Below are 15841 nucleotides of genomic sequence, written 5' to 3' on the forward strand. Positions count from 1 at the left end.
GGCCTAACCGGTCAGCGCCGCTCCGGTAGCGCGAAAAGGGTGTGCTGGGCGGGATCGTCCGGTTCGCCGCCGAGGCGCAGGCACTTGCGGCAGGTCACCGGCAGGTCGACCGGGGTGATCTCGCCCGCCGCGCCGAGCCCCGACCACCCCTGGTGGCAGGCGGGCGCGGGCAGGGTCAGCTCGTCGAGCCAGGGCACCCACGCGACCCGGTGCGCGACGCCGGACCGGCCGATCCGCAGCCGCATCCCGGTGAAGAGGCGGTGCTGCGCGGCCGCGAACCGCTCGGGATCGACGCGGGTCACCGGGAACAGCGGGATCGGTTCGCTCACCAGCCCAGTATGCGGGGCCCGGGTGCGTGTGCGCGGTGACCGGCCGGTCGGGGGGCGTGCCGCCCGGCCACCGCGAACAAAGGACTAGAGGGGACGCCGTCACGGCTATGACGGCCGGACGGGCGGTTCACCGGTTCGAGTGACGGACGCGCCGGCGTACCTCAGCCGGCCGGGGAGGCGGCCAGCCAGTCGAGGTTGATCGAACCGGTGTCACCCGCCGCGTACGACAGCGTGACCACCGGGTCCCGCCCGGCGAGCGGGACGTCGGCGAAGGTCGTGGTGCCCCAGGCGTCCCAGCTGTCGGAGACCTTCGGGAAGCTCACCTGCCGCAGCGGGCGCCCGTCCACCGACAGCGTCATCGTGCGGGTGTCGCTGTTGGCGTTGGCGTAGCGCACGGTGATCGCGGCCGACCCCGGCGCGTCCGACGTCCGGTGCAGCGTGAACGACGACGCCGCGCCCGGCGACCAGAGCCCGTCGAGGAACGCGCGGCCGGAGTAGCCGGTGTGGTTCACGTTCGTCTTCACACCGCCGGTGTTGACCGCGTCCTCCGCTTCGAGGTGGCCGGGGGCCGGACAGCCGTCGACGGTGCCCGCGGTGTCGGCGCACCGGTCGGCGGCGTCGGGTACGCCGTCGCCGTCGCGATCGCCGGCGACCGCGCCGGTCAGCGTGATCGCGACGGTGTGGCTGCCGCTCAGCGTCGACGGGATGGCATTGCCCGGCGCGGAACGGCCGTCGATCGTGAACGAGCCGATCTTGGTGCCCGCCCCGCGCAGCGTGATCGTGAGGTTCGCGGCGCGGTAGCCCAGGTTCCGGAGGGTGACGTCACCCCAGCCCGCCGGGAGGTCGGGCGCGAACGCGAGGCCGCGGTCGGTGAACGTCAGCCCGAACAGGCCGGTGTGGATCATGTCGAGGAACGCGGTGGCCGACCAGGTCTGGTCGGGTTCGGAGCCCCAGTGGAACTTCACGGTGTCGCCGAGCCGCTGGTAGCCGCCGTCCACGACGCCGGTGTGACCGTTGTAGATCTCCCAGAAGCCGCTGTTGTTGTCCGCCAGCTTGGCCAGGCGCGCGGTCTCGGCCGCGAAGGCGCTCTGGTTTCCCTGCCCGGCCAGCGCTTTGGCCCACAGGCCCTGCACGAGCGGCCAGACGATCGCGTTGTGCCGCCCCGGTTGCGCGTCCGAATAGCGGTTCCAGTTCGGGAAGGTGTCGGGCATGCCCCACGGCATCTCCTGGGCGCGGGCGAGGATCGACCGCGCCTGGGCCGGGTTCGCGATGCCGAAGAGCAGGGCGAACGCCAGCCCGGTGCCTTCCTGGTAGGCGCCGCGGGAGCCGTCGGCGAGGAGCTGGTAGTCGTACAGGCCGGTGTTCGCGTTCCAGAAGCGCTGGTTGATCGCGGTCTTCAGCGCGGCGGCGCGGGTCCGGTAGCCGGCGACCTCCGCGCCGGGACGGCCGAGCTTCTCCGCCATGTTCGCGGCGTTGACGTAGGCGGCGTAGTAGACCTCGTTGGTGCTCAGGTACATTCCGCTCGCCACGCCGGGCCACGGCATGCTCCCGGTGCTCACCGACTCGGTGGCGTCCGCGGGCGGCGCGGGATAGCCGGCGATGCCGTCGTTGAAGAAGGACGCGCCGGTGAACAGCCCGTACTTCGCGTTGAACCCCGCCGTGGTGGCGTGTTCGCGGATGGCCAGCGTGTCCGCCGTGGTGCGGTAGGCGTTTTCGAGGAACCCGCCGTCGCCGGTGACCAGGTAGTGGTGCCACGCGGCGGTCGCCCAGACGACCTGGTCCCACTGCTGGTCGTCCTGCTGCACGCGCAGGGCGCCGCCGGCGTCCTTGTCGACGACCGCCCACAACGTGTTCTCCGCCAAGGCGGGGGCGAGGAGGCTGGTCGCGTTCCAGCTGTTGATCGAGGCGTCGCGCGTCCAGGGCTGGCCGTACCCGCCACCTGCGCGGACAATGCCGGTGGCCGGGTCGAGCAGGCCGCTCTTGTCGTACTTCGCGTCGTAGCCGATCGTGTTGGTGTGCAACAGGTTGTCGAGCGCCGCCTGGTACGCGGTGCCGAACAGGGCCTGGCTGGCGGGGTTCGCGAACTCGAGCTTCGGCGGCGCCGGGCTGGCGACCGCCGGACCGGCGATCACCCCACCCGCGACTGCCACCGCGACGAGCGTCGAACGGACCCGTTTCCTCATGCGCGTACCTCTTCCGGCGCCGGGGGACCGGCGTCATTGCACCACGGTGCGCGGGTTTTTCCCGGGCAACGCGGGAATCCTGTCCGTTCCTGTCCGCCCGTGCGGGCCGCCGTCACGGTCCGGTAAAGACCGTTGTGCCTGGTAGCACCGTGTGATCGGGTGTCGGGACCATGATCGCGGCCGGCGAGGAGGATCGGTGACGTTCTTCCTCTCGCGGCTGTTCGCGCGCTGGGCACCGAACCGGGGCTGGCTCGTGCCGGTCGCCGTCGTCGTGGTCGTGTTCGCGACGAGCTGGCCGCTGATGGCGCTGGCCGAGCCGGCGGGCAGCGAGCTGGTCCGGCCCGGCAACTACTGGTGGTACTTCGTCGTCACGACGACCACGGTCGGCTACGGCGACTTCTCGCCCGAGACGCTCGCCGGGCACTTCGTGGGCGCGTACGTCATCGCCGGCGGGCTCGCCACGCTCACGACGGTGTTCACGAAGCTCGCTTCGGTGCTGGAACAGGCGAAGGGACGGCGGATGCAGGGGACGGAGGCGGTGCGCGCGACCGGGCACACGGTGCTGATCGGGTACGCGGCCGGGCGGACCGAGCGGATCGTCGCCCAGCTGCTCGCCGACGGCGTGACCGGGCTGGTGCTGTGCGCGCAGGTGCCGGCGCACCCGATGCCGGGGCAGCCGGTGGACTTCGTCCGCGGCGAGCCGACGGCCGCCGAGGTGCTGGAGAAGGCGGGCGTGCCGCGCGCGGCCGCCGTCCTGGTCGACGTGGCCGACGACAACGAGGCGCTGGCGGTCGCGGTGACCGTGGTCCACGCGAGTCCGGCGTCGCACGTCGTGGTCACCCTGCGCGACCTCGAGCGAGCCGAGCTGGTGCGCTACGTGGACCCGCGGATCCGCTGCGTGCAGTGGCACACGCCCCGGATGGTGACCGAGGAGCTGACGTCGCCGGGGATCGCCGAGGTCTACGCGGAGCTGATGACGGCCGGTGGAGCGGACACGTTCTCGGTGACGCTCCCGGAGTCCCTCGGCCGGCTGCCGGCCTCTCGCTGCCGGACGGCGCTCGGGCGCGCGTACGGCGCGACGGTGCTGGCCGCGCGCACCGGGGAAGGGCTGGTGGTGAACCCGGGCTGGGACGCGGAGCTGGCGGCGGGCGCGGTGCTGTACTACGTCGGCCCCCGCCGCCTCACCGGCGGCGAGATCGAGACGGCGTTGCGGGACGCGGAGCTGTGATTCACGCGCTTTGTCCGGATTTCTGGAGGCTGGTGGTGGCCGGTTCGGGCTGCGGGTTGCATACTGCGACCATGGCGCGAGGGAAAGCGGAGGTCGCGCGGTGAGTCCCCGGGAGGGGCCACCCCGCCCGAAGTTCGGCAGGATCGACCCGTTCTGCCTGATGGCGGTGCTGCCGGTGCTGCTGGTGGCCGGCATCATCGGGTCGCTGGTCAACGTGGCACTGGGGCTGGGCTGCGCGGCGTTCGCGGCGCTGATCGTGCTGTTCGACTCGTGGGCGAACCGCCCATCCCGGGCCCCGGTCCGCGAGCCCGAGCCGGAGAGGCGCGAGCGAGCACCCCGCCCGGCCGGAGCCCGCCCCCCGGTGCGGCGCCCGCCGCCGCCGAGGCCGCAGGTCCCGCGTGGACAGGCACCACGAGCGCAGGCGCCGCGGCCGCAGGTGCCTCGTACGCAGGCGCCCCGGGCTCGGCAAGCGCCGCGCGAGGCGCCCTACCACTGAGCGAGGGTTCGCGCACCGCGGGTAGCCGGACGTGGACGCACCGCGGCGCTCGCTTTCCCGCGGTCGCGCCCGATCGGAGTTCGCTACGGGGCCCGAGCCGCCGAGCATGCGGCATTGCGCACTGCTACACCGCGCGCCGGTCAGCCGCTCGCCGCTCCGGTGCGGTCCGAAGCGGACGGCGAGCCTCCCGTCACACCGTTCCCATGTCCAGGGAAAGCCAGTGCTCGGGCCGCAGGAAGACCACGATGTGCTCGGCCATCTGCGTCCGCTCGAACTCCAGGTAGCCGTCCACCTTCTCCTCCGGCAGGTACCGCGCCGCCATCTCACGGGCCCGCTCCGGGGTGTCCGGTTCCGTCCTCGTCACCGGGCCCTCCACCGAGACGTACCGGACCGTCGGGGTGGCCCGCTGCGCCAGCAAGCCGAACCGCCCGGCCGCGTCGATCGCCTTCATCTTGCGCGAGCCCGGTGCCGTGCGGACCCACAGCTCGCCGCCCGGGGTGTACTGGTACCACAGGGGAACCGTCAGGGGCGCGCGGTCCGGCCGCTCGGTCACCGACAGCGCGCCGATGTGGGGTTCCGCCAGGAACTGCTCGCGTTCCGCTACCGAAAGTGCCATATCCGTGACGCTACCGCGCACCACCGACAAGTGCGCGCGGTGAGGCAGGTGCTCCGGAACGAGCCCGGGGCCCCGGCGCGGATCCGCGCCGGGGCAGCGGCCTCACTGGCAGGCTTCGCAGTCCGGGTCGTCGATGCGGCAGGCCGCGCCGTCGGTCAGCTCGAAGTCGAAGTCGTCGAGCGCGGGCACCACCGGGGTGGTGGACGTGCTCTCCGGCGTCGTGGTGGCGGACATGGCCCTCCCTAGGGATTCGTACGGTTCCTACCCTCTGTAGCGCCCAAGATCCGCCCGCATTCCGTGACGCGGAGCACACCGGTTCTGGTAGCTTCCCGGCATGCGCCTCGCCTTCGCCCGGACGCTCGCGATCATCGCATCCCTCCTCGTGTTTTCCCTGGTCAGCCCGCCTGCGAACGCGTCTTCGCGGCCCGGCTGCGAGTGCTCGACCCCGTCGATCGACCGGCTGCAGCAGTGGCTCGCGAGCGGCGAAGGCGCCACCGTCCCGCCCACCGGCACCCTTCTCGTCCCCGAAGGCCACCGGTACGCGGCGAAGGTGACGTTTCTGAATGCCGAGTGGCACGTGGTCGTCGTCTGGCTCGGCAACCAGTTCGACGCGCAGGCCGACCTCTCCCACTCGACCGGGTTCTGGCTGACCTACCGCGCGACCGACGACCTCTACGTCCAGCTGCGCCCGGCGTCCCACTGGAGCGGCGGTGACAAGTGGCTGACCCCGGTGCCCTCGACCCGCGGGAAGCTCGTCACGAAGTTCTTCAGCTTCCGGCCCGAGGCTTGGACGTCGCTGCCGGAGCTGGGCACCCCGGCGTACTCGTTCGCGTCGGCCCTCGCCGAGGCCCGCGGCCTGGTGTTCGTCGGCAAGACGCCCAACCGGCTCGAGTTCCGCGGCCTGCGCGTCGACGGCTACCGGCCGCCCTGCCTCTGACGATTGCCGGCGGTCAGGCGTGGGCGGCGATGGCGTCGCCGGCCGTCGCGTAGGTCGGGAAGAAGTCCGCCAGCCCGGTCAGCGTGAGCGTTCGCGTGAGCCGGGCCGGCACGGCGACCAGCGCGACCTTCGCCTTGGCCGCCTCCGCGACGTTGCGGGCCGCGATGAGGGCCGAAATCCCGCTGGAGTCGCAAAAAGTCACGTCCGCCAGGTCCACCACCAGCAGCTGGCCGGCCGTCACGGTGAGCTCCGCGATGCGCGCGCGGAGCCGGGGCGCGGTGGCCACGTCGAGCTCTCCACGGACGGTCAGGACGGGGCCGGTGGCGGCCGGTTCGGTCGAAGTCGAGAAGGGGCTCGTCATGGCTGGTCGCCTCCGGGCAGGGGGATGCTGAACGCCAGCAGCGCGGTGTCGTCCTCGACGCCGTCGCCGAAGCCGGCCAGCAGGGCGGTGACCGCCTCGACCACCGCGGGGGCGGTGGTCGGAGCCAGGCCGGTCAGGTCGTCGCGCAGCTGCTCCTCGCTGTAGCGAGTGCGGCCGCGCGTGCGGGCTTCGGTCAGCCCGTCGGTGTAGAGGAGCACGGTGTCCCCGGGCTCGAGGCGCACGTCCACCGCGGCGAAGCGCGCACCGGGCAGGGCGCCGACCAGCTGGCCGCCCGGGAGCGGCAGGAACGACGTCGTCCCGCCGGCCCGGATCAGCAGCGCCGGCGGGTGGCCGCCGCCGGCCAGGGTCACCGTCGCGCTGTCCCCGTGCGGGCGGATGCGGCCGTGGATGACGGTGCAGTAGCGCGGGTCGGTGCCGTGGAACTGCCGGTTGAGCACCGTGTTGAGGGTGCCGAGCGCGACGGTCGGGTCCGGGTCGTGGACCGCGGCCGCCCGCAGCGTGTAGCGCGCCAGCGACGTCACCACCGCGGCCGCGGCGCCCTTGCCGGAGACGTCGCCGAGGAAGAACCCCCACGTGTCGCCGGTGACCGGGAACAGGTCGTAGAAGTCGCCGCCCACCTGGTCGGCCGACGCGGGGTGGTAGTACGCCGCCACCCGCATCCCGGGCACTTCCGCCAGGGCGGGTGGCAGCAGCGTCTGCTGCAGCGTCCTCGCCAGCCGCTGCACCCGGTCGCGCTCGCGCTCGGCCTCGTCGCGCGTCCGCAGCAGCTCCTGTTCGTAGGCGCGGCGGTCGCTCGCGTCGAACACCGTGGTGCGGATCAGCTGCGCCTCGCCGTCGGAGCCGGTCTTGACCGTCGAGGTCACCAGCACCGGCAGCCGGGCGCCGCCCGCCGTCTTCATCTCGAAGGCGACGCCGCCGAGCTCGCCCTGCATCCGCAGCAGCGGTGCGAAGTGCGTCTCGTGGTAGAGCCGGCCGCCGACGGTGAGCAGGTCGGAGAACCGGCGCCGGCCGACGATCTCGTCGCGTTCGTGACCCAGCCAGGCGAGCAGCGTCCCGTTGATCTTCGCGATCGTGCCGTCCAGCAGCGTCGAGAGGTACCCGCAGGGCGCGTTTTCGTAGAGGTCCTCCGCGCTGTCTTCCAGCAGCGCGGAAAACGCCGGGCCGGTGTTCTCCCGGTCGCTCGCGCCGGCTTCGCACATCACGGGCCGCTCACGAACGCCGTGATCGCGGCCGCGGTGGCCTCGGGGGCACTCAGCTGCGGGCAGTGCCCGGTCGCGTCGAGCGTCACCAGGCGGCTGCCCGCGATCCGCGCGTGGGTGAACCGCCCGACCTCCGGGGGCGCGATGGCGTCGTGGGCGCAGTCGAGGACCAGCGTCGGCACGGAGACCTTCGCCAGGTCGGCGCGGTTGTCGGAGAGGAACGTCGCGCGCGCGAAGACCCGCGCGATCGCGGGATCGGTCCGGCAGAAGCTGTTCGTCAGCTCCTCGCCCAGCTCCGGGCGCTCCGGGTTGCCCATGATCACCGGCGCCATCGCCGCCGACCAGCCCAGGTAGTTCGACTCCAGCGCGTCGAGGAGCTCGTCGATGTCGGCCCGGCTGAACCCGCCGCGGTAGTCCTCGTCGTCGATGTAGCACGGAGACGGTGTGAGCAGCACCAGCTTCGCGAACCGGGCCGGCTCGCGGTTGGCGGCCAGCACCGCGATCATCGCGCTGACCGAGTGCCCCACGAGCACGACGTCGGTCAGGTCCAGCTCCTCGCACAGGGCGAGGACGTCGTCGGCGTACCCGTCGAGCGTGCCGTAGCGCTCCGGCGTCCATTCCGACAGGTCCGAGCGGCCGGCGCCGGTGTGGTCGAACAGCACCACGCGGTACCGCTCGGCCAGGGCGGGGACGACGAGGCGCCACAGGTTCTGGTCGCAGCCGAAACCGTGGGCGAGCAGGACCGTCGGCCCCGTTTCGCGTCCGGTCACGACCACGTTGTTCCTGGTGCGCATGCTCACCGGGCACATCCTGCCACCCGGGCACCCGCGGCGTCGGCCGAGCCACGGCGTGGTCGGACCCGCCCGGCCGCTACGGGCGCGGGCGCGCCGGGCTTTCCCTGCTCAGCGCGGGCGAGGCGGTGAAGGCCAGCAGCGCCTCGGCGGTCCGCGGCGGGTCTTCCAGCATCGGCGAGTGACCGACGCCGGGCAGCGGCACGACCCGCGCGCCCGGCACGGCGCGATAGGCCGCGAGGGAGCTCGACGGCCGCCACCGCCGGTCGTCTTCGCCGAAGAGCACCAGCACTGGCGTGCCCAGCGCCCGCAGCCGGTCCGGGATCGCTTGCCGCGCAAGGTATTCGACGGCTCCGCGCTGGGTCGCGGTGAACGAGGTGAAGGTCATCCCGCGCACGTCGTCCACGAGCGGCGCGGGCGCCTCGTGGCCGGGCCGGCCGAACGCGGACGCCATGGCCTGGCGGATCTGCTCGTCGGTCAGCCGCGCCCACTGCTCGGCGTCGAACGCGACCTGCGGGCCGATGTAGGTGTCCAGGCTCGGCCCGGTGTCGACGAGCACGAGCGCGGTCACCAGCGCGGGCCGCCGCTCGGCGAGGGCGGTGGCGACCAGGCCGCCGCTGGAGTGCCCGACGACCACGGCGTGCCCGGCGCCGAGCCGGTCCAGCGCCTCACCGGCCCGGCGGGCCTGCTCGGGGACGTCGTACGCGGCGTCGTCCGGCTTGGCCGACCGGCCGTGCCCGAGCAGGTCGATCCGGACCACGCGGTGGGTTCCGGTCAGCAGGGGGAGCAGCGCGTCCCACGAGCGGGCCGAGGACGCGGAGCCGTGGATCAGGAGCAGGACCGGGGCGTCGCGGGGGCCGTCGTCGGTCGTGTGGAGGTTCGTCATGGGCCGACCCTGGCCGCTCGGGAACGCCGGTGGCTTGGACGAATGTTCCGCGTAGCTTGGGACCATGGGGCCGGCCGGCGAGGTGCTGTGGGACGTCGCGCTCCCGGCGTCGCCCTCCCGGCTGCCCGGGGCCACGATGGCCGGGTTCGCCGATCGCGGCCGCACCCCGGCGGGCCTGCGGCTGATCCCGCCGCCGGCCGTGACACTGGCCCTGGTGTTCGGTCCCGGCACCGTCGTCCTGTCCGGCGCGGCCGGGCGGGGGAGCGTCGTCGCCGGGCTCGGGTTCGGCACGACCCGGGTGCGGCAGGCGGCGGACTTCTCGTGCGTCCAGGTCCGCCTGCCCCCGGCCGTCGCGGGCGCGGTCCTGGGTGTCCGCCCGGCCGAGCTGGGCGGCGCTTTCGTGGCCCTGGACGACTTGTGGGGCCGCGACGCGGCCCGGCTCGCCGAGCGCTTGAGCGAAACGTCGTCGTGGGACGAGCGGTTCGCGCTGACGGACGCGGTGCTCGCCCGCCGCGCCGAGGCCGGACCGGCGGCCGATCCGGAGGTCGCGTGGGCGTGGCGGCGCCTGGTCCGCACGCGCGGTCTGGTCCGCGTCGAGCGGCTCGCTTCCGAAGTCGGCTGGAGCCGCAAGCGCCTGTGGTCCCGGTTCCAGGCGCAGATCGGCCTGCCGCCCAAGCGCGCGGCGCGGCTGGTCCGGTTCGACCACGCCGTGCACCGGCTGGTCGCGGGTCAGGAGGCGGCCTTCGTCGCCGCCGACGCGGGGTACGCCGACCAGTCGCACCTGCACCGCGATGTCCGGGCGTTCACGGGAATCACGCCGGCGACGGTGGCGGGCGAGCCCTTCCTGACCGTCGACGACGTCGCGTGGCCGTCTTCGCGGTAGTCGCTGTGCGGTTACTGTGCGCGGGGCGAATTGTCCGATACCTATCTTTTGTCCTGTACGACGAAAGTCGGTACCGCCGCTCCCGGTCGCGGCTCACCCTCGGGCGCACCGGAACACCGGACCCCACCGCGACCGGCGCGGCCATCCCTCGCGCCGGTTCCCCCGTGAAAGCGAGTCCCGGCATGCGCACAAGACACCTGCTCGCCCGCTCCGCCACCGGACTGGCGGCCGCCGTCGCGGTCGCCGGCTTCCTGACGAGCCCGGCCACGGCCGGCACCGTCGACGGCTACTCGCCCGACGTGCAACGCGACGCGGTCGCCTCCCTCGCGGCGGACGCCGGGATCAGCGAGTCCGCCGCCGTCGCGGTCCTGCGGACGCAGGCGGCCGGCGTCGAGACCCTGCACCGGGTCACCGCCGCGCTCGGCGCCCGCGCCGCGGACGGCTACCTCGACGCCGCCGCGAAGCCCGTGGTGAACGTGCTCGACCAGGCGGCCGCCGACCAGGTCGTCGCCGCCGGCGGCCAGGCCCGGCTCGTCAAACACTCGAGCGCGGCGCTGGCGGGCGCGCAGAACGCCCTGGAGGCCCTGCCCGCCGTCGCGCACACGTCGGTCGGCCTCGACCCGAAGACCAACCAGGTCGTGGTGACCGTGGCGGACGCCGCGCGCGGTACCGATGCCTTGCTGCGGGCCGCTTCCGCGCTCGGTGACCGGGTCCGGGTCGAACGGGTCGCGGGCGGGATGCACGCCGCGATCTACAACGGCGAGGCCATCACCGGCGGCGGCACCCGCTGTTCGGCCGGCTTCAACACCAACCGCGGCGGCGTCAACTACATCGTCGACGCCGGCCACTGCACGCGCGCGGTCTCGCAGTGGAACGTCGGGCCGTCGCAGGGTTCGAGCTTCCCGGGCAACGACTACGGCCTGATCCGCAACACCACCGGCAGCGCCCCCGGCGCGGTCACCCTGTGGAACGGCTCCACCCAGCGGATCAGCTCCGCGGGCACGGCGACGGTCGGGCAGCGCATCAGCAAGAGCGGCAGCACGACGCACCTCACGTCGGGCTCGGTCACGCGGACGAACGTCACCGTGAACTACGCCGAGGGATCGGTGTCCCAGCTGATCCAGACCAACGCGCTGGTCAACCCGGGCGACTCGGGCGGTTGCCTGTTCGCCGGCAGCGTCGGCCTGGGCATCACGTCCGGCAAGGGCACCGGGACGTCGTTCTTCCAGCCGGTCGGCGAGGCGCTGAGCGCGTACGGCGTGGCGCTGAACTAGCGGCTAGTCCCGGCGGCTCCGGCCGAACGCCATCCGGTAGATCACCAGGATGATCAGCGCGCCGAGGACCGCGAGGCCCCAGGTGCGCAGGTCGAAGAAGGTGCCCAGGTCGGTGTGGAACAGGGTCTTGCCGACCCAGCCGCCGACGAAGGCGCCGCCGATGCCGAGCAGGATCGTGATGATGCAGCCGCCGGGGTCCTTGCCCGGCATGAGCACCTTCGCGATCACACCCGCGATGAGTCCGAGCACGATCCAGCTGATGACGCCCACGGGTGCCTCCGTCCGCCTGTCTTCCTGACCGCAAGAGGATGGCAGGCGGACGGCGCCCCGGCGCGTCGAGCCACGCCGACGTGATCGGATTCTCAGCCGGCGATGGCCCGGTAGCCCGAGCACAGGACGCGCAGCCAGCCGATTTCGCCGTCTCGCGCGGTGTAGTAGGCCTGCTGCTCGACGAGGTGGCCGACGCCGTCGCGCTCGACCCGCAGCCGGTAGGTGACGTGCTCGCAGTCCGCGACCCGCCCGGTGGTCACCGAGCACAGCTCGAGGATCGTCCGGCCGGGGCCGAACCAGTGGCCGAAGATCACGTCGTCGACGATCTCCGCCGGGTCGGTGGCCGTCCAGTGGCGGCCCGGGGTCAGTGCGGCGAAGTCGACTTCGCCGGCCAGCACCGCACGCAGCGCGGCGGAATCGCGGGCCGCGAGCGCACGGGCGAATTTTTCGCCTGCGGTGGTCATGTCAGTAGCTGAACGTCGTGACGGGCTCGTCGCCGATCCACTCCCACATCGGCACCGTGCCGCCGAGGGACGCGTTCGCGACGAGGGTGTCGTCGGTGAGGTGGCGGGCGGTGAAGCAGATGGGACAGACGAGGAAGCGGCCGCCGGCGGCCTCGTAGCGCTTGACCAGCTCGGTCAGCGGCGGACAGCCTTCGCACGCCGTGGCCTGGGCGAAGCCGTCGAGCGCGAGCCGGACCGCCTCCTTGGTGAGGAACATCAGGGTCGCGCGGTGCTGTTCGGCGGCCCCGACGGCGACGAGGAACGCGACGGTGACCTTCTCGGGGTCTTCGAGTCCGGTGGTGAGGCTGATGACGGCTCGGGTGGGCATGGCGGGCTCCTCGGTTCGGCTGTTCGCAGGAGCTCAGCCTCGTTCGCGCCCGGCCGCCGTCGCATGGGGCGGATGCCTCATCTTCCGGGGAGACCGCTGATGCCGTGTTCGAGGGCGAACAGCCCGGCACCGGTCCGGTTGGACACCCCGGCCTTGGCGTAGATGTGCTCGACGTGGTTGCGGACGGTCTTCTCGCTGATCGACAGCGTCCGCGCGATCTCGCGGTTCGAGCCGCCGCCGGCGAGCAGGCGCAGCACCTCCACCTCGCGGCCGGTCAGCCCGGCGGGGTGCGACGGCCGTCGCCGCGCGTGCCCGGCGGCCAGCAGGACGGCGTCGACGGCGTGCGCGTCCAATCGGGACTCCCGCGCTTGCTGCCGCAGGATTTCCGCCGCGTCCACGGCGTCGCGCGCCGGGCGGTGCGGGCGCGGTTCGCGCAGCGCGTGGTAGACGTCGGCGGCGGCGAGCAGCCGGGCGTGCGGCGCCAGTGCCACCCCGGCCGCGCCGAGCGGGTAGCCGGAGCCGTCGAGCCGTTCGTGGTGCGCCGCGGCGATGACGGCGACCTGCTCCAAACCCCTTACGCGGCGCAGGATCCGGCCCGTCAGGTAGGGGTGCAGCCGGACGCGCTCCCATTCCGCTCCGGACAGCGGGCCGGGCTTTTCCCAGATGCTGTTGGGCACGCCCATCCGGCCGAGGTCGTGCACCAGCCCGGCGCGCCGGACGAGCCGGACGTCCGCTTCGGACATCCCGCTGAGGCGGGCGGCCTCGGCGGCGAGATCGGCGACCCCGCGCGAGTGCCCGAGGGCGAACGGGCACTTGAGGTCGGCGAAGTCGCCGATCGCGGTCAGCAGGTCGTCGAGCTCGGTGTCGGTGAGCGTCCGGTCGGGAGCCTGCGCCAGCGCGGTCGTCCAGACGTCGTCTTCGAGCAGGCCCGCCAGGATTTCTCCGGCGGCGTCCGTGAAGGCCTTGACGACGGCGGGGTCGAACTGGGTGCCACTGCGCGCTTCGGCCATCGCGACGGCGGCCGGGACCCCGCCGCGCCGGAGGTACACCTCGGCGACCTCGGCGAGGTGCACCACGCGCACTTCGATCGGGAGGCCGTCGCCGCGGGCGCCGGTGGGCAGGCCGCTGCCGTCCCAGCGTTCGAAGGTGCCGGCCAGCGCGGTGCCGACCGCCGCGCCCAGTCCCAGCCGGTCGGCGAGCCGCCCGGCGGAGGTGCAGTGGGAGTGGATCAGCGCGGCGAGGCGGCCGCGGGCCCTGGCGAGGAACGCGGCGGCGAGCACGGCCCGCGCGACCGGGGCGCGGTCGCGGCCGGCGTGCGCGGCGAGCAGGCGCAGGAACGGCCAGCCCGTCCAGTCGACGCGGTAGGTGGCGGAGCGGAAGGCGATGTCGTCGCCGAACCACCCGGCCAGCTCGTGGGAGTCGGCGTGACAGCCGATCCAGGCGACGAGGGTGGCGTGGAAGGCCGTGTCGCGCTGGTCCTCGTCGAGGCCGAGCCGCTCGGCGAGCCGGGTCGCGATCAGCGCGGAGCGCAGCATGTGCTCCATGGGCTGGCCCAGGCCGAGATCGATGGCGAGCGACAGCGCGGCGAGCACCTCGGCCCGCCCCGGCCCGCTCGGCTGGACGGCCATGGGATCGCCTCTCCTTCGGGAGAAGCGTGCCACCCGGACGGCCGGTGACCAAGCTGCTCCGTCCGGGTGACCATCTGTAATGCCCCGGTCGCTCTCGGCGTCTGACTTCTCGGTGCCTGATCCTTCGGGACCCCCGACGACGCGGAGGCCGTGGATGAAGATCGACCTGTTCAACGAGATCCAGAACCCGCGGCCCTGGCCCGAAGGACACGAGCAGCTGCGGTTCCGGCAGGCGATCGAGCAGGCCGTCCTCGCCGACGAGCTGGGCTACGGGTGCTGGTGGCAGGTCGAGCACCACGGCGCGGGGGAGTTCAGCCTGTCGTCCGCGCCCGAGCTGATGCTGGCGGCGCTTTCCCAGCGCACCAGCCGGATCCGGCTCGGCCACTCCGCCGTGCTCGCGCCGGGGCGGTTCAACCACCCGATCCGCGTCGCCGAGCGCGCGGCGACGCTCGACCACCTCAGCGGCGGCCGGGTGGAGCTGGGCCTGACCCGGTCGACGATCCCGGAGTGGCGCCTGTTCGGCATCGAGCCCGACGAGGCCCGCGCCCAGACGCAGCAGGCGTTCGAGATGGTGCCGAAGATGTGGACGTCCGAGCGGTTCTCGTGGGCGAGCGACGCCTACCGCGTCGACGACGCCGGGATCGGCCCGAAGCCGCTGCAGAAGCCGCACCCGCCGCTCTGGCAGGCGGCGGCGAGCCCGGCGTCGTTCGAGGAGGCCGGGCGCCGCGGGGTGGGCGTGCTGGGCACGACGATGTGGGAGTCGCTGGAGCGCGCGAGCCGCCTGATCGGCCTGTACCGCGCGGCGGCCGCTTCGTGCACCGACCCGGTCGGGGCGTTCGTCAACGACCAGGTCGGGTTCTTCACGTTCGTCCACTGCGCGGACACCGACGAGGAGGCGATGCGAAACGGCGCGGCGGCGGCCGCGGCCTGGTACACGGTGACGGCGTTGACGTTCTTCGAAGCGGCGACGGAGTTCGTCCGCGCCAACGCCCGCAACGAAGAGCTGATGAAGTCCCCGGGCTTGACGGGCGACTTCCTCCGCGGCGAAGCGGCGGCCGCGCCGTCGGAGGCGAACCTGCTGATCGCCCGGATCCTCCAGGGCGAGCCGGTCCGCGACGAGGAGGTGTTCGAGGTGCTGAGCGCGCAGGATTCGCTGATCGTGGGCAGCCCGGAGACGTGCCGCAAGAAGCTGCGCGCGTACGCGGATCTGGGGATCGACCGGCTGATGTGCCTGCAGCAGATCGGCGGGATTCCGCACGAGAAGGTCCTGAAGAGCATCCGGCTGATCGGCGAGCTGATCCCCGACCTGGAATGAAGACGGTGGGGCGGCCGGTTGTCGCACGAGTCGTTGTCGGGCATCCTCCGTGCATGGCCGTCGTCGTGTCGTTCATCGCTGTGTTGGTCAGCACGTTCGTCTTCGTCTACAACCGGCGAATGTCTCGCAGGGATCTCCTTCTCGACTCTCACGAAAGGCAACTCTTGCCGGAGAACCAGCACGGCCGGCGGGTGGTCTTTCAGATGAGGGAGACCGGTGACTTGCCGGACGCGCTGTCCGCAGAAGACTTCCGGTCGGCCAACCATGCGCTCGCATCCATGAACATGCTGGGTTTCCTCTGCTGTCGCCGGTATGTCTCGATGCGTGACGCGATCGCGCTGTGGGGACAGACTGTAGTGCGGGTAGTCGATGCCGCGGAGAAGACCGGTTTTCTCGCGCTCCGTGACTCGCAGCAGGAAGGAACACCGGTCTGGCCTTACCTTCGCGAGTTCGCACTGATCGCGCGAGCTCGGTCGCACCTGTACCTCAATCCTCTGCGAGTCAAAGGTTTTCGGAGACGACCGCGATTTCAGGTTCAGGCGCACATCCCGCCGGTATCCGACGAGGAGTAGTGGGGCGGCAGGGCAGGAGGT

The 15841-nt window shown here is 72.8% G+C and carries 19 protein-coding genes; 7 read left to right on the top strand and 12 right to left on the bottom strand.

What is annotated here, in order from left to right; genetic code table 11:
• Window positions 1-11: 11 nt before the first annotated feature.
• A complete protein-coding gene (locus tag AA23TX_RS35955) occupies window positions 12-329 on the bottom strand; it encodes a hypothetical protein (protein ID WP_230862921.1) in 318 nt (105 codons plus the stop codon).
• A gap of 161 nt (window positions 330-490) precedes the next feature.
• Window positions 491-2512 carry an MGH1-like glycoside hydrolase domain-containing protein gene (locus AA23TX_RS35960; protein ID WP_155547138.1) on the bottom strand — a complete coding sequence of 674 codons (2022 nt, stop codon included), beginning with the start codon at window positions 2510-2512 and terminating at the stop codon, window positions 491-493.
• A 196-nt stretch (window positions 2513-2708) separates the two neighbouring features.
• On the opposite strand from AA23TX_RS35960, the gene AA23TX_RS35965 reads away from it, so the two are divergent.
• Both AA23TX_RS35965 and AA23TX_RS49785 read left to right on the top strand, forming a co-directional pair.
• On the top strand, window positions 2709-3740 hold the full coding sequence (locus AA23TX_RS35965) for an ion channel (RefSeq protein ID WP_155547139.1): 1032 nt from the start codon (window positions 2709-2711) through the stop codon (window positions 3738-3740).
• Window positions 3741-3840: 100 nt separating this feature from the next.
• Window positions 3841-4236, top strand: coding sequence for a hypothetical protein (locus tag AA23TX_RS49785; RefSeq protein WP_196425675.1), 396 nt, complete (start codon window positions 3841-3843; stop codon window positions 4234-4236).
• Between the two features lie 190 nt (window positions 4237-4426).
• Here the strand turns inward: AA23TX_RS49785 and AA23TX_RS35975 are convergent, their stop codons facing one another.
• Together AA23TX_RS35975 and AA23TX_RS50840 are read right to left on the bottom strand one after the other, a co-directional pair.
• The gene (locus AA23TX_RS35975) at window positions 4427-4852 is read right to left on the bottom strand and encodes a pyridoxamine 5'-phosphate oxidase family protein (protein WP_155547140.1); all 426 of its coding nucleotides are present in this window, start codon (window positions 4850-4852) and stop codon (window positions 4427-4429) included.
• 102 nt (window positions 4853-4954) lie between these two features.
• Window positions 4955-5086: a hypothetical protein gene (locus AA23TX_RS50840; RefSeq protein WP_277875445.1), complete on the bottom strand. Its 132-nt coding sequence runs from the start codon at window positions 5084-5086 to the stop codon at window positions 4955-4957.
• A gap of 100 nt (window positions 5087-5186) precedes the next feature.
• Between AA23TX_RS50840 and AA23TX_RS35980 the strand changes: the two genes are divergently transcribed.
• Window positions 5187-5789, top strand: coding sequence for a hypothetical protein (locus AA23TX_RS35980; protein WP_196425676.1), 603 nt, complete (start codon window positions 5187-5189; stop codon window positions 5787-5789).
• Between the two features lie 13 nt (window positions 5790-5802).
• Here AA23TX_RS35980 and AA23TX_RS35985 read toward each other — a convergent pair whose 3' ends face one another.
• From AA23TX_RS35985 to AA23TX_RS36000, 4 genes are all read right to left on the bottom strand, one after another.
• On the bottom strand, window positions 5803-6150 hold the full coding sequence (locus tag AA23TX_RS35985; RefSeq protein WP_155547141.1) for an STAS domain-containing protein: 348 nt from the start codon (window positions 6148-6150) through the stop codon (window positions 5803-5805).
• Window positions 6147-7370, bottom strand: a complete 1224-nt coding sequence (locus AA23TX_RS35990) for a PP2C family protein-serine/threonine phosphatase (protein WP_196425677.1) — start codon at window positions 7368-7370, stop codon at window positions 6147-6149. Before AA23TX_RS35990 ends, AA23TX_RS35985 begins: the two co-directional genes overlap by 4 nt.
• Window positions 7370-8170, bottom strand: coding sequence for an alpha/beta fold hydrolase (locus AA23TX_RS35995; RefSeq protein ID WP_439328788.1), 801 nt, complete (start codon window positions 8168-8170; stop codon window positions 7370-7372). The genes AA23TX_RS35990 and AA23TX_RS35995 overlap by 1 nt, the downstream gene beginning before the upstream one ends.
• A gap of 70 nt (window positions 8171-8240) precedes the next feature.
• Window positions 8241-9047 (bottom strand): alpha/beta fold hydrolase, encoded by an 807-nt coding sequence (locus AA23TX_RS36000; RefSeq protein WP_155547143.1) that lies wholly within the window; start codon window positions 9045-9047, stop codon window positions 8241-8243.
• 64 nt (window positions 9048-9111) lie between these two features.
• Between AA23TX_RS36000 and AA23TX_RS36005 the strand changes: the two genes are divergently transcribed.
• Both AA23TX_RS36005 and AA23TX_RS36010 read left to right on the top strand, forming a co-directional pair.
• Window positions 9112-9930 carry a helix-turn-helix domain-containing protein gene (locus AA23TX_RS36005; protein WP_230862922.1) on the top strand — a complete coding sequence of 273 codons (819 nt, stop codon included), beginning with the start codon at window positions 9112-9114 and terminating at the stop codon, window positions 9928-9930.
• A gap of 182 nt (window positions 9931-10112) precedes the next feature.
• Entirely contained in the window at window positions 10113-11204 is a 1092-nt protein-coding gene (locus tag AA23TX_RS36010) for a S1 family peptidase (RefSeq protein ID WP_155547144.1), read from the top strand.
• 3 nt (window positions 11205-11207) lie between these two features.
• Here the strand turns inward: AA23TX_RS36010 and AA23TX_RS36015 are convergent, their stop codons facing one another.
• The 4 genes from AA23TX_RS36015 to AA23TX_RS36030 all read right to left on the bottom strand — a co-directional run bounded on the left by AA23TX_RS36015 (window position 11208) and on the right by AA23TX_RS36030 (window position 13933).
• Window positions 11208-11474: a GlsB/YeaQ/YmgE family stress response membrane protein gene (locus tag AA23TX_RS36015; RefSeq protein WP_155547145.1), complete on the bottom strand. Its 267-nt coding sequence runs from the start codon at window positions 11472-11474 to the stop codon at window positions 11208-11210.
• 92 nt (window positions 11475-11566) lie between these two features.
• Window positions 11567-11938: a hypothetical protein gene (locus tag AA23TX_RS36020; RefSeq protein ID WP_155547146.1), complete on the bottom strand. Its 372-nt coding sequence runs from the start codon at window positions 11936-11938 to the stop codon at window positions 11567-11569.
• Between the two features lies 1 nt (window position 11939).
• The gene (locus tag AA23TX_RS36025) at window positions 11940-12305 is read right to left on the bottom strand and encodes a DsrE family protein (protein ID WP_155547147.1); all 366 of its coding nucleotides are present in this window, start codon (window positions 12303-12305) and stop codon (window positions 11940-11942) included.
• 77 nt (window positions 12306-12382) lie between these two features.
• Entirely contained in the window at window positions 12383-13933 is a 1551-nt protein-coding gene (locus tag AA23TX_RS36030) for an HD domain-containing phosphohydrolase (protein WP_155547148.1), read from the bottom strand.
• A 154-nt stretch (window positions 13934-14087) separates the two neighbouring features.
• Between AA23TX_RS36030 and AA23TX_RS36035 the strand changes: the two genes are divergently transcribed.
• Both AA23TX_RS36035 and AA23TX_RS36040 read left to right on the top strand, forming a co-directional pair.
• A complete protein-coding gene (locus AA23TX_RS36035; RefSeq protein ID WP_155547149.1) occupies window positions 14088-15248 on the top strand; it encodes an LLM class flavin-dependent oxidoreductase in 1161 nt (386 codons plus the stop codon).
• Between the two features lie 53 nt (window positions 15249-15301).
• Window positions 15302-15820 (top strand): hypothetical protein, encoded by a 519-nt coding sequence (locus AA23TX_RS36040; protein WP_155547150.1) that lies wholly within the window; start codon window positions 15302-15304, stop codon window positions 15818-15820.
• Window positions 15821-15841: the final 21 nt, after the last annotated feature.

It is taken from the genome of Amycolatopsis camponoti, from assembly GCF_902497555.1.
Taxonomy (GTDB): domain Bacteria; phylum Actinomycetota; class Actinomycetes; order Mycobacteriales; family Pseudonocardiaceae; genus Amycolatopsis; species Amycolatopsis camponoti.